The following is a 12815-nucleotide window of genomic DNA, read 5'->3' as shown; positions in this document are numbered from 1 at the left end:
CTCAGGAGCGTCAGGCGGCCACTTTTTCGAGCCTGATGGGGTAGGTCTGGAAGGCATTCCACTGGCAGACAATGAGGTCGCCGTTTTCGAGGACGCAGACGTCGTGACCGTGGTCGAAGACACGCTCGGCCTGGGTCAGGGGCTTGAGCTTGCCGTCTTCGTAGACGGGCTCGCTGCCGCCAGGGGCGCTGATGACTTTGCCAGCGGCATCCAGCACGACGGTGAAACCGCTGGGGTTTTGCGGCAGCTTGTTGATTTCCGGGGTTTTGGACCAGCAGACTCCAGCGTAAAGCTCCTGGCCGGAGATGACGGGGCGGCAGACCATGGCGCCGGGTACGGGCAGGGTTTCGAGGTATTTGCCGTCGAGAGTGAAACGGCGGAAGCAGTTGTCTGCGCGGGAGGTGACGATGACGGTGGCTTTGTCTGCGCCCTGGCGGGTGTCGATGGCGATGCCATGGGCGTTGTTGAGGCGCTGCTCTTCGGGCACGCCCTCCTTGCCGCCGAAGCGCTGGATGAATTTGCCGCGGGAGTCGTAGCGGAGGACATGCTGCGAGCCGTAGCCGTCCACGACGTAGATGTCCCCATTGGGGGCGATGGCGGTTTCGGTGGGATTGAAGACCATGCCCGGCTCATAAGCGCCGACGCTCATGGGGTGGCTGATGGAGAAAATTTCTTTGCCGGTGAGATCGGTCTTTGTGACGCGACCGGTCTGGCGGTAGCCGCCGCTGCCGGACTTCCAGAGGCCGCTGTCGGTGACGAAGAGGAACTCTTCGCCGTTTTCATCGGAGAGCGTGAGGCCATGGCCTCCGGGCCAGACGCTGCCCCAGGAGTCGAGGATGGTGCCGTCGGGTTTGAAGACGAGCATCTGGTTGTCCCAGTGGTCTCCGATCATGAAAAGGCGGCCGTCTTTGACCTGGACCATCTCGTGGCAGTTGAGGATGGGGTGGTGACGGCCCTGGCCGGCAGGCACCCACTCCTTGTTGACCCTGTAGCGGTGGGTGCCGTGGCCGATGACGACGTCTTTTTTCGGATCGGGGGCGCTGCGCAGCGTTGCTGTGAAGCTGGAAGCGGCAGCGGTGGCCAGGCCTGAGAGGAAGAAGCGGCGTGTTTTCATGCGGAGCGGAAACGGCCACTCAAGCACGCAAGTGACCCGGCTCAATGGCGTTTCATCATGGTGGCCACATTGTGGACCATCTGCGTGAGCTCGCCTGCTTCATAGGGCTTTGGCAGAACGCCGACAAAACCGCGCTCGAGGAAGACCATCTGAACCTCCTCGGTCACGCTGCCGCTGGTGCAGACGATGCGTGCATCGGGATCGAGGTGCAGGATCTCTGCGGCGGTCTCAGTGCCGTTCATGCCGCCACGCAGGGTGAGATCCATGAGGACAACATCGGGCGGGGTGCCGGTGCGGAAGAGGCTGTGGTAGATGCGGACGGCATCCTGGCCATTGTCACACTGCACGACCTCGTAGCCGCAGCGGGTGAGGATCATGTGGGCGACTTTGCGCAGATCGTCCTCGTCATCGACGATGAGCACCTTGCCTTTGCCGTGCTTGAGAGGGACCGGTACGGTGTCTGCCGGGGCGAGGGGTCTGGTGCCGCCGGTGCCTGCGGCCGCCGGCAGATAGACGCTGAACTCGGTGCCGACGTTGGGTGTGGAGGTCACGCGGATGTCGCCACCCATTTCATCAATGAAGCGTTTGCAGGTGGTCAGGCCGATGCCGTTGCCGTCGGGCTTGGTGGTGAAGGATTCGCGGAACAGGCGGTCGATATTTTCCCTTGCGATGCCGCAGCCGCGATCGCGCACGATGATGTGAACATGCTTGCCGGGCCTGAGCTTGCCGTCTCCCGCAGGGCCGACCACGAGATTGAAAGCCTGGACGTCCATGTAGCCGCCGTGAGGCATGGCCTGGATGCCGTTCATGACGAGGTTTTGCAGTACCTGGCTGAGCTTGACGGGGTCTGCCACGGCCTGGCGCAGGTTATCGTCACTGCGCACGCACACATGCACATTGGAGCCTGCGCCGGCAAACTCGACGGTGTCACGAATGAGGGAGACGATGTCTGTGGGCTCCAGTTTCCGAGGGGAGGACTTGGAAGCGGTGACGACCTGGGAGGTGAACTGCTTTGCGCGCTTCAGGCCTGCAAACACGAGCTGCAGCTCCTGCGCCAGCACGGGGTGGTCCTGCACCTGCTGGATCAATGCCGAGAGACGCACCGTGACGGGGCCGAGCAGATTGTTCACATCATGTGCGATGCCTTGGGCGAGCGCTGCGAGATTTTCCTTCCTCAGCAGGGCGGACTGAGCGTCCAGGTCGTCCGGTGCAGGCTTGGGCTCCGGCCTGACGGCGACCGCAGGGGTAGCTGGCTGGACCGGGGTGATGAGAATGGTGAAGTTCAGCAGCTTGCGCATGCTGTTGAAGACCGCCCGGACACGCCACCTGCTGGGGACAGGAGCCTGCATGCGCAGGCTTTGCAGCTGGCATTCGCATTCATGGCAGCCGCCATGGTCCACGGCCATCCGGAGGCTTTGCTGGAGGGTCGCAGCATCACGGGCATCAGCGACGAGGTCGTTCAGCCCCAGGCCACGCAGACCTGATTCGGGGTCGGTGCCAGCCAGCATTGCTGCGGCGGCATTGCTGAAAAGGACCTTCTGACCGCTTTTAGGATCGCTGGCTTCGCTTTCCACAATCACCACACCATCGGCCACCTGGTCGAGCGCGACGCGGAGGTAATAATTTGCCACTTTGAGGTGCTCCAGCCCCTGCTCCAGCTCAGCGATCGCTGCTGGAGATGCGGAGGAAGTGGAGAGGGAGGGTGGCATGAATTTTCCGCGTGAATCCAGTTCATTTAGCAATCTCCAATAATTAAGACAACTTTAATTTTTGATACTTCGGATATTTCTGACTCCAATATTTGAGAGGGGAGCGGGTGAGAAATTTGCCGAGACTGCAGGTACAGGTGAAAAACACCTTGCCGAAACGGGCTTCTCCACTACCATCGCCGCCCCTATGTCCAAAAATGCCGGTATCGCCAAGACGAGGAAAGCTTACGCCAAGCGGTTCAAAATAACTGCCACGGGTAAGGTGCTGCGCCGTAAACAAGGCAAGCGCCACATCCTGCAGAACAAGAGCCGCAAGCGGAAGCGCAACCTCGGTAAAGTCGCCCTCGTGGCGGAAGTGGATGTCAAAGCAATCAAGGCGAACATGCCGTTCTCCCATCGCTAAGACGCCCACGGTCTCTCTCATTTGAGACCACGATGAAATTGCCTGGCTTCACCCGTGAAGCCTTCGACCAGGTGAGGCAAGCCATCGCTACCCAAACAACAGCCTGATCATAGACCCAGATACATGTCAAGAGCCACCAACTCCCCCGCCAGCCGGAAGCGCCGTAAGCGCGTGCTGGCCAAAGCCAAAGGCTACCGCGGCTTCCGTTCCACGCATTTCCGTTATGCGAAGGACGCCGTGCGCAAGGCCGAAACCTACGCAACCCGCGACCGCAAGGCCAAGAAGCGCAGCTTCCGCAACCTGTGGGTGCAGCGCATCAACGCAGCCACACGCCCCCTCGGCCTGAGCTATTCCCGATTTATGGAAGGCCTGAAGTTTGCCGGCATCGAGCTGGACCGCAAGGTCCTGGCCGATCTCGCCGTCAAGGACATCGCCGCCATTGAGGCCCTTGTTCAGCAGGCCAAGGCCGCGCTGGAAAAGAAAGCCGCCGCAGCTCCCGCCGCGTAAATCACAGGTTCAACCAACCTTTCACCACAGCCGGGATGCAATGCGTCCCGGCTGTTTGCTTTTTCCGACTCCACCCCTTTTTCTGACAAGCCATGCTCTCCCAACTCGACTCCCTGAAAACTGAAGCCCTAGCCGCGCTGGATGCAGCGCAGGATGAACCCGCGCTGGAAGCGGTGCGTGTGAACTTTCTGGGCAAGAAGGGCAGCGTGACGGCCCTGAGCCAGGGCATGAAGGACGTGCCGGTGGAGCAGAAGAAAGAAGTGGGCGCGAAGCTGAACGAAGTGCGCACGGCGATCACCGAAGGCATCGACGCGAAGAAGCTGGCGCTGCAGGCTGCGCAGGATGCGAAGGCGGTGGAGGGGATCGACATCACGCTGCCGGGGCGTCCGGGCGCTGGTTTGGGCGCATTGCATCCGCTGACACAGATCCGTGACCTGGCGATCCGCACGTTGCGCCGCATGGGCTTTGCGCTGGCAGAGGGGCCTGAGATCGAAACTGAGTGGCACTGCTTTGATGCGCTGAACACTCCTGCCGACCATCCGGCGCGCAATGAGAAGGACACCTTTTACCTGCCTGACGGACGCCTGCTGCGCACGCATACCTCGAGCGTGCAGATCCGCACGATGGAAGCGGCGAAGACGCTGCCTATTCGTATCATCGCGCCAGGCTCGGCCTATCGCCGTGATGAGATCGATGCGACGCACCTGAGCGTGTTCAACCAGCTTGAGGGTTTGTATGTCAGTCAGGACGTGAGCCTGGGGGATTTGAAAGGCACGCTGGAGTATTTCTTCCGCGAAATTTTTGGGGCAGGAACGGCGGTGCGTTTCCGCCCACACTTCTTCCCGTTCACGGAGCCGAGCTTTGAGATCGATGTGAAGCTGGAAGCGAAGGGCAAGGATGCGCGCTGGATTGAAATCGCGGGCTGTGGGATGGTTGACCCGGCGGTGTTTGCCGAGATCAACAAGGCGCGTGGCGACAATCTTTTTGACCCGGAAACGACCACGGGCTTTGCGTTTGGCCTGGGCCTGGACCGACTGGCCATGATCATGCATGGCATCACTGACATTCGTCATCTCATTGAGAATGACGTGCGCTTCCTGCAGCAGTTCGCCGCTTAATTTTGACGCGGTTTTCCTGATTCATTCAACGACCCTTTTGCCCTTACGTCTGTCATGCAAGTTTCCCTCTCCTGGCTCAGCAACCACATTGACCTGAGCTCCTACACTGTCCCTCAGCTTTCGGATCTTCTCACCTTCGCGGGTGTGGAGGTGGAAGGCATCGAAGAGCGTGGTGTGTCCACTGACAAAGTCGTGGTGGCGCAGATCCAGTCCTTTGTGCAGCACCCGAACGCGGACAAGCTGAGCGTGTGCCAGGTGGACGACGGCAGCGGCACGGCGCGGCAGATCGTGTGCGGTGCGAAGAATTTCAAGGAAGGTGACAAGGTGCCGCTGGCGCTGCCGGGTGCGGTGCTGCCAGGTGGATTTGCGATCAAGGAAGGCAAGCTGCGCGGTGTGGACTCCATGGGCATGATGTGCAGCGGCAAGGAGCTGGGCCTGGGTGAAGACCACAGCGGGCTGCTGATCATGAGCGCGGACGCGGTGGTGGGCACTCCCTTCAACAAGATCCATCCTGCGGATGTGCTCTTTGATCTGGAGATCACGCCGAACCGTCCGGACCTGCTGAGCCATCTGGGGCTGGCGCGTGAACTGGCGGCGCTGACCGGACTGCCTCTGAAGGGCGAGCGCCATCATGGGAATGCGAGCACGAAGACGAAGAAGGCGGCTGAGGGGCAGATCTTGATCAAGGCGGCTGAAGCGTGCCCGCTGTACACCGCGCGCCTGATCAAGGGCGTGAAGGTGGGGCCGAGCCCGGAGTGGCTGCGTGTGCGGCTGGAGAGCATCGGGCTGCGGCCGATCAACAGCATCGTGGACATCACGAACTATGTGATGATGGAGATGGGGCAGTCTCTGCACTGCTTTGATCTGGACAAGCTGAGCGGCGGCATCGTGGTGCGCCTGGCGGACGAGGGTGAGAAGATCCTGGCGCTGGACGGGCAGAGCTACACGCTGCAGGCGGATGATCTGGTGATCGCCGACAGCAAGCGGCCTGTGGCCGTGGCGGGTGTGATGGGTGGTGAAGAGACCGGAGTGACGGAAGCCACCGTGAACGTGCTGCTGGAAGCGGCGTATTTCGCGCCCAGCGGCATCCGCCGCACCTCGCGCCGTCTTGGCCTGAGCAGCGACAGCAGCTACCGCTTTGAGCGTGGCATGGACCCGCAGCAGGTGCTGGGTGGATCTGAGCTGGCGACGAAGCTGATTCTCTCCATCGCCGGAGGCACGGCTGAAGATGTGGTGCAGGTGGCTGGTGAAGCACCCGCGCTGGTGGGTGAGGTGACGCTGGATGAAGAGCGCGCCCGCAAGCTGCTGGGAACGCCGGACATGAGCGGCGATGAGATGCATGCGATTCTGGAAAAACTGGGGCTGACGAAGAAGGCTGCGAACAAGCATGAGAGCCGCTGGGGCATCCCGAGCTATCGCCTGGACCTGCTGCGTCCGGTGGATCTGGTGGAGGAGCTGGCACGCGTGATCGGGCTAGATCGTGTGCCTTCACGGCAGGTGGCAGTGGCGTCTCCGGTGGAGGCGGCGGACCGCACGTATGACTTTGCGATGGGGCTGCGCCAGACGCTGGCGAGCCGTGGCTTTTACGAGGCGCAGACGCTGCGTCTGGTCTCTGAAGCGCAGCTGGCTGACTCGCTGGGTGGTGGGCAGGGCGTGGCGGTGAAGAACCCGCTGAGCGAAGACCACACGACACTGCGCCCGAGCATTGTGCCGGGGCTGGTGGCGACTGCGGCGCTGAACATCCGGCAGGGGCTGCATCGCCTGCGGTTCTTTGAGATTGGTCGTGTCTTCCTGGCGCTGCCGAAGGGTGGCAGCCGTGAGGAGGAGCGTCTGGCGGTGCTGATCAGCGGTCCTGTGTCTCCGACGAGCTGGCATGGACGTGAGCCGCAGGCTGCGGATGTGCATGAGCTGGTGGGGCAGATCCAGAACCTGACGCGCACGCCGATCGAGGTGCGCCCTGCAAAGGAGAACAGCGCGAACTATCTGCTGACAAGCGAGCTGCGTGCGGGGAACCGCGTGCTGGGCTGGATCGCGCAACTGCATCCGGCACGTGCGCGTGCGATCGATGCGCGGCATCCGGTGTATGTGGCGGAGCTGCTCTTGAGCGCGCTGCGCCAGGGCAGCACGGGGCCGGCGAAGTTTGAGGAGCTGCCGCGCTTCCCCAGCATGACACGCGACGTGGCGATGGAAGTGCCCGCCGACCTGCCGAATGCGAAGGTGGCGGCGTTCTTTGCGAGCCAGAAGCATCCGCTCTTCGTGGGGGCGGAAGTCTTTGACGTGTTCATGGATCCGTCAGGGGCGAAGATTGCGAAGGACCGCAAGTCGATCGCGTGGACGCTGACGTACCGCTCTGCTGACAAGACGCTGGAGACGGCCGAGGTGGATGCGGCGCATGCGGCGATCCTTTCGGCGCTGGAGAAGACGCTGCCGGCGACTGTGAGGCGGTAGGATGGGAACTGTCGCTGCGGTTGATTGTGGAGCATCCAGCGTGACTTTCCGTCATAGCTGGATGAATCACTGGCTCAAACCGGCAGGTCTCCCTCTTCCAAAGGCTTTCGTGAGTGGTGGCGCACGGAGAGAATGACGACGTGATTCTCAGCGATGGTGAAAAGGATGCGGAACTGGCCGTGACGTTTGCGAAAAAGCAGCTGGCGAATTTCGACTGGAAATCTGCAGCTCTCGGGAGCAAGGCGATGCTGTGATGGGTTGGATGACAGCGACTCTACTTTGGCGATCAAATCATCCCGCCATCGGGCGGCAGTCAGAGGGGCCCGCGCTTTGATCCAAAGATATACATCCACCAGTTCGCCTTGTGCCTGCGGCGTGTACTCGATTTTAAAGCTCATAAGCTCCGCAGCCGCTCATGAACGGTTTTGGCGGATATGGTTTTCCCTGCTGCCATCTGACCGAGGCTTGTTTGAATGGATTTGATCGCAGCGAGTTCCTCCATCGCATCTTGCATCTGCTCGTAAGCTTTGCGGCCGAGCAGCACGGCCTCTGCACGGCCGTTGACCGTCAAAACCTCGGGGCGTCCGGTTTTGTTCACCCGGTTCAGGTGGCTCTTGGCATTGCGCTGAAAATCGCTGAGCGGATGGATGTCTTCTAGCTGGAACATGACAGCAATAAAGCATGAAATTTCATGCGAATCCAGCTTGCTTTTGAAGCGCGTTTTTACGCCGCGTCTGCGATCACCTGGGCGACGCGGTCCATTTCGGCTTCGGTGTTGTAGAAGTGGGGGCTGAAGCGGATGAGGGGCTGGCCGGCGCGGTTGTGGCGGAGGGAGGGGATGATGTTGTGCGCGGCGAGGTGCTTGGAGATGTCCTCCAAGGAGCGTGTGGGGTGCTGCACGGTGGTGATGCAGGAGGCGTTGACGCTGTTGTGCGGGTCTGGGCCGAGGAAGGTGAAGCCGAGGGGCTGCAATCCGTCATGCAGGCGGGCTTTGAGCTTGAGGAGCTGGGCGCTGATGGCGGGGATGCCGAATTCGAGAATGAGGTCGATGCCGGCTTTCATGCCGAGGATGCCGGAGATATTGAGGGCGCCGGGTTCGTAACGGCGGCCGCCGCGCTCGAAGGCGATTTCTTCCTGAGCGATGAAGTTGGGGCTGCGCACGTTCCAGGAGCCGAGGAGGCTGGGGCGCAGCATGTCCTGAAGCTCCTCGCGCACGTAGAAGATGCCGGCGCTCATGGGGCCGAGCATCCATTTGTGGGAGTCGGCGGAGAGGAAGTCGACGTGATCGACAAGGGTCTCAAAGGCGCCGACGGTCTGGATGGCATCGAGGCAGAAGAGGACGCCGCGCTGGCGCAGCATGCGGCCGATGCGGTCGATCTCGATGCGGTAGCCGCTCTGGAAGTGGCAGGAGGCGAGGGCGACGAGTTTGGTTTTGGGGGTGAGTGCGGCCTCGACGAGCTCGGGGGTGATCTCTCCGGGGGCGGAGGGTTTGAGGAGCTTGAGGACGACGCCGTGGCGCTCCAGGTCTGTCCAAGGATAGACGTTGGCGGGGTAGTCGTCGAGATAGCAGACGACTTCGTCTCCTGGCTGCCAGGGCAGGCCATTGGCGACGAGGCTGAGGCCGACGGAGGTGGGGCCGATGAGGGCGATCTCGCTGGCTTTGGCCCCGATGAGGCGGGCGGCGACGACGCGGGTCTCATTCACGGCGCGCCAGGCCTCTGGGTACTCCTGCATGCGCAGGCTGCACTGCTCCAGATAGTCCTGCATGGTGCGGGTGACGCGCCGTGGCAGGATGGTGACGCCGGCGTGGGCCAGGAAGAGGCTGTCTTTGATGACAGGAAACTCCTGCTGGCGCAGGGTTTCATCAGACAAGAGGGCGTCGAGCGTGAGCATGGCTGAAATAACGAACGGTCAGGGCGCGACGCGACGAAAAACCGTCTTCATCATTACGCATTCGTCACCCGGGCTGTCTCACGCGACTTTCAAGGTCTTGGCGCCTTCGTCGATGAGGTGCCAGAAGCTTTTGGACTGGCTGAGGGCCTCGTCTTCCCCGCCGCCGGGCAGATTGCTGCGGAAAAGGAAGTCTGTGAGGGTGTTCTTGTGAAGCACGCGGTGCACGCTGACGTTGCCATCGACGATGGCGAAATAGATGCGGTGGTCGCCCGCGCGGCAGCGGTAGAGCTTTTTGCTGCCGCGTTCGAGGACGCCGTAGCGCTTGGAGAGGATGGTCTCGTCGATGTCAGCGGGCTGAATGTTCAGGGCCTCCAGGAGATGAAACTGCACCTGGGTGGGCAGGTGGGAGAGCTCTGAGGCGCTGATGTCATTGAAAACGATCTGGATCATGGTGCTGAAGGAGTGGGGGGCAGCTGGGCGCGGGAGGTCTGGTAGCGCTTGATGACGTGCTTCTTGCGCACATTTTCCATCCACTTGTCGATGTTCGCCTTGGATTTTTCCTGGTTGATCATTTTTTCGATCTCCGGGCGCAGCTTTTCAATGTCCGGGGCGGCGCCGAGCTTCTTCGCGTCGCAGGAGACGATGATGAAGTTGGATTCGAGGTCGAGAACCGGGCTGACGCCGCCGGTTTTGAGCGACATGGCCGCGTCGGCGATGGCGGGCATCAGGTCGGTCTTGGACATCCAGTCCCAAGCACCGCCGTTTTCGGCATGGCTGTCTTGTGAATTTGCTTTGGCCACTTTGGCAAAGTCGGTGCCCTGAAGGATTCGGGTGCGCAGCTCCTGGGCGAATTTTTGCTGCTTTTCCGGGGTGGAGCCGGGCTCGCCGGTGAACTTGGGGATGGTGATGGTGGAGATCTTGATCTGATCGCCCTCGCGCCATTTATCCACGTTTTTGTCGTAGTAGTCCTGCACTTCGCGGGGGGTGGCGGGAGGGTGATCTCCGGCATTGCGTGCGCGCATGACGTTCATGATGACCATCTTTTCCCGCAGTTCGCGGAACTTTTTCACGGTCATGCCGCTGCGGGTCAGTTCATCCACAAAGGCATCGCGGTTCCCTTTGAAACTTTCTCTGATGATGCCGTTGATGTCGTCATCCACATACTGCGGCTTGATGACGCCGCCGATCTTGCGGAACTCGGCGAGCAGAATTTCACGGTCAATGAGCGTCTCGATGGCGCCCTGGCGCAGGATGGCGATTTCCTTTTTGATGCGATCAGGGTCGTTTCTGTAGGTGAACTGGATCACCTGCTCCTGTGCCTTGATGGTCTCCTCGACTTCAGAAGAGGCGATGGGAACGCCATCGACAACGGCGGCAATGCTGTTGGTGTAGCGCTGGGCGAAAACACTCGAGCAGGTAAAAATGAGGGCAAACAGGCTGATGCGCAGGGGAATCATGACAAATGTGGGATCTACCCTAGGGCTTGGGGCGGCTGTGGCAAGGCGAAGTTCACCTTCAGAATCGCGCGGATGCAGCTTCACCTTGCACGCGGGCGGCTCCGGTTTCTACTCTGCGTCTTCCAATCGCTGACACCAACCCGCCATGAGCAAGAAAGCCGCCGCCAAATCCTCCCCCAAAAAAGCTGCCAAACCCGCCGCCAAGGCCAGCAGCACCTCGAAACCCCTGCTGACTGAAAACCGGGTCTTCAAGCCCAGTGCCGAATTTTCCAAGAAGGCCCGCATCAGCTCGATGGCGCAGTACAAGAAGATGCATGAGGAGTCGATCAAGCAGCCTGAGAAGTTTTTTGGCCGTGAAGCCAAGGAACTGCTCTGGACCAAGCCTTTCACCAAGGTGCTCGACTGGAAGTGCCCGAATGCCAAGTGGTTCACCGGCGGCAAGCTGAACATCAGCGAAAACTGCCTGGACCGCCACCTCGAAGGGCCGCGCAAGACCAAAGCCGCACTGATCTGGGAAGGTGAGCCTGGAGAGAAGCGTGTGCTGACCTACCAGCAGCTGCACCGTGAAGTCTGCCGCTTTGCGAACGTGCTGAAGCGCCACAAGGTGAAGAAAGGCGACCGTGTCATCATTTACATGCCGATGATCCCCGAGGCTGCCGTGGCCATGCTGGCCTGCACACGCATCGGCGCGATGCACAGCGTGATCTTTGGCGGATTCAGCGCGGAGTCGATCAAGGACCGCGTGATGGACTGCGGGGCGAAGATCGTGATCACTGCTGACGGTGGCTACCGCCGCGGTGCGGTGGTGCCCCTGAAGAAGAACGTGGACGATGCGCTCAAGGCCAAAGACACGCCGGTGGAGACCGTGATCGTGTACAAGCGCACCGGCCAGGATATTCACATCGAAGAGGGCCGCGACGTGTGGTGGCACCGTGAGCTGGAATACGTGGACTCCCGCTGCGCCCCGGTGGCGATGGATTCGGAGTCGCCGATGTTCATCCTGTATACCAGCGGCAGCACTGGCAAGCCGAAGGGCATCCTGCACACGACGGGCGGCTACCTGCTGCATGCGCAGATGACCTGCAAATACGTCTTCGACCTGCGTGATGACGATGTGTACTGGTGCACGGCGGACATCGGCTGGGTGACGGGCCACACCTACATGGTGTATGGACCGCTGGCGCTGGGTGCGACCTCGCTGATGTTTGAAGGTGCGCCGAACTGGCCTGAGAACGACCGCTTCTGGAAGATCATCGAAGAGTATGCGGTGACTGTGTTTTACACGGCGCCGACGGCGATCCGCGCTTTCATGAAGTGGGGCGACGAGTGGCTGAAGAAGCATGACCTGAGCAGCCTGCGTCTGCTGGGTACGGTGGGTGAGCCGATCAATCCTGAAGCCTGGATGTGGTACCATACGAAGGTGGGCGGCGGCAAATGCCCGATCGTCGATACCTGGTGGCAGACTGAAACGGGGGGGCACATGATCACGCCGCTGCCTGGCGCGACACCGACGACGCCGGGAACGGCGACGCTGCCGTTCTTTGGCGTGGATGCGGCTATCGTGGATGACCTCGGCAAGGAAGTCGGAGTCAATGAGCAGGGCAAGCTGGTGATCCGCAAGCCGTGGCCGTCCATGCTGCGTGGCATCTGGGGCGACAAGAAGCGCTACCAGGATGCTTACTGGAGCGAGTTTAAGGGCTGGTACTTTGCCGGCGACGGAGCGCGCCGCGACAAGCAGGGCAACTTCTGGATCATCGGCCGTATCGACGACGTGCTCAACGTGGCGGGCCACCGCCTCGGCACCGCCGAAGTGGAGAGCGCGCTGGTTTCCCATGGAGCCGTGGCCGAGGCCGCGGTGGTGGGCCGTCCGGATGAGATGAAGGGCCAGGGCGTCGTGTGCTTTGTGACGGTGAAGGAAGGTGTGAAGTCCAGCCGCGAACTAGCTGAAGAGCTGAAGAAGCACGTGCGCAAGGTGATCGGCCCGGTGGCGACTCCGGACGAGGTACGCTTTGCTGCGGCGCTGCCGAAGACGCGCTCCGGCAAGATCATGCGCCGCCTTCTGAAGCAGATCGCCGCGGGCGAGCTGATCAAGGGCGACACGACGACGCTGGAGGACATCAACGTCATCGCGCAGCTGGCTGCGGGTGGGGAAGACTAATTCAAACT

The 12815-nt window shown here is 61.3% G+C and carries 12 protein-coding genes; 5 read left to right on the top strand and 7 right to left on the bottom strand.

Annotation, left to right across the window (positions count from 1 at the left end; translation table 11 throughout):
* Positions 1-10: 10 nt before the first annotated feature.
* Both ACZ5WW_RS09830 and ACZ5WW_RS09825 read right to left on the bottom strand, forming a co-directional pair.
* On the bottom strand, positions 11-1114 hold the full coding sequence (locus ACZ5WW_RS09830) for an NHL repeat-containing protein (protein ID WP_377164680.1): 1104 nt from the start codon (positions 1112-1114) through the stop codon (positions 11-13).
* Between the two features lie 41 nt (positions 1115-1155).
* Complete coding sequence (locus ACZ5WW_RS09825; RefSeq protein ID WP_377164682.1) at positions 1156-2823, bottom strand: hybrid sensor histidine kinase/response regulator; 1668 nt, start codon at positions 2821-2823, stop codon at positions 1156-1158.
* Positions 2824-3010: 187 nt separating this feature from the next.
* Here ACZ5WW_RS09825 and rpmI point away from each other — a divergent pair, with 187 nt between their 5' ends.
* From rpmI to pheT, 4 genes are all read left to right on the top strand, one after another.
* Positions 3011-3226, top strand: a complete 216-nt coding sequence (gene rpmI / locus ACZ5WW_RS09820; RefSeq protein WP_377164684.1) for a 50S ribosomal protein L35 — start codon at positions 3011-3013, stop codon at positions 3224-3226.
* Positions 3227-3349: 123 nt separating this feature from the next.
* Positions 3350-3733, top strand: a complete 384-nt coding sequence (gene rplT / locus ACZ5WW_RS09815) for a 50S ribosomal protein L20 (protein ID WP_377164686.1) — start codon at positions 3350-3352, stop codon at positions 3731-3733.
* A 92-nt stretch (positions 3734-3825) separates the two neighbouring features.
* Positions 3826-4851 (top strand): phenylalanine--tRNA ligase subunit alpha, encoded by a 1026-nt coding sequence (gene pheS, locus ACZ5WW_RS09810; protein WP_377164688.1) that lies wholly within the window; start codon positions 3826-3828, stop codon positions 4849-4851.
* A gap of 54 nt (positions 4852-4905) precedes the next feature.
* Positions 4906-7299 (top strand): phenylalanine--tRNA ligase subunit beta, encoded by a 2394-nt coding sequence (pheT, locus tag ACZ5WW_RS09805; protein ID WP_377164690.1) that lies wholly within the window; start codon positions 4906-4908, stop codon positions 7297-7299.
* 74 nt (positions 7300-7373) lie between these two features.
* Here the strand turns inward: pheT and ACZ5WW_RS09800 are convergent, their stop codons facing one another.
* The 5 genes from ACZ5WW_RS09800 to ACZ5WW_RS09780 form a co-directional block, all read right to left on the bottom strand.
* Positions 7374-7697: a type II toxin-antitoxin system RelE/ParE family toxin gene (locus ACZ5WW_RS09800; RefSeq protein ID WP_377164692.1), complete on the bottom strand. Its 324-nt coding sequence runs from the start codon at positions 7695-7697 to the stop codon at positions 7374-7376.
* Entirely contained in the window at positions 7694-7966 is a 273-nt protein-coding gene (locus ACZ5WW_RS09795) for a type II toxin-antitoxin system Phd/YefM family antitoxin (protein WP_377164694.1), read from the bottom strand. The genes ACZ5WW_RS09800 and ACZ5WW_RS09795 overlap by 4 nt, the downstream gene beginning before the upstream one ends.
* Positions 7967-8022: 56 nt before the next feature.
* Entirely contained in the window at positions 8023-9192 is a 1170-nt protein-coding gene (locus ACZ5WW_RS09790) for an aminotransferase class V-fold PLP-dependent enzyme (RefSeq protein ID WP_377164696.1), read from the bottom strand.
* 78 nt (positions 9193-9270) lie between these two features.
* Entirely contained in the window at positions 9271-9642 is a 372-nt protein-coding gene (locus tag ACZ5WW_RS09785; protein WP_377164698.1) for a type II toxin-antitoxin system RelE family toxin, read from the bottom strand.
* On the bottom strand, positions 9639-10649 hold the full coding sequence (locus tag ACZ5WW_RS09780; RefSeq protein WP_377164700.1) for a peptidylprolyl isomerase: 1011 nt from the start codon (positions 10647-10649) through the stop codon (positions 9639-9641). Before ACZ5WW_RS09780 ends, ACZ5WW_RS09785 begins: the two co-directional genes overlap by 4 nt.
* Positions 10650-10794: 145 nt before the next feature.
* Here ACZ5WW_RS09780 and acs point away from each other — a divergent pair, with 145 nt between their 5' ends.
* On the top strand, positions 10795-12807 hold the full coding sequence (gene acs / locus ACZ5WW_RS09775; protein ID WP_377164702.1) for an acetate--CoA ligase: 2013 nt from the start codon (positions 10795-10797) through the stop codon (positions 12805-12807).
* Positions 12808-12815 lie beyond the last annotated feature (8 nt).

The organism is Prosthecobacter fluviatilis (genome assembly GCF_055388355.1).
This window is presented reverse-complemented; position numbering and strand designations above follow the sequence as displayed.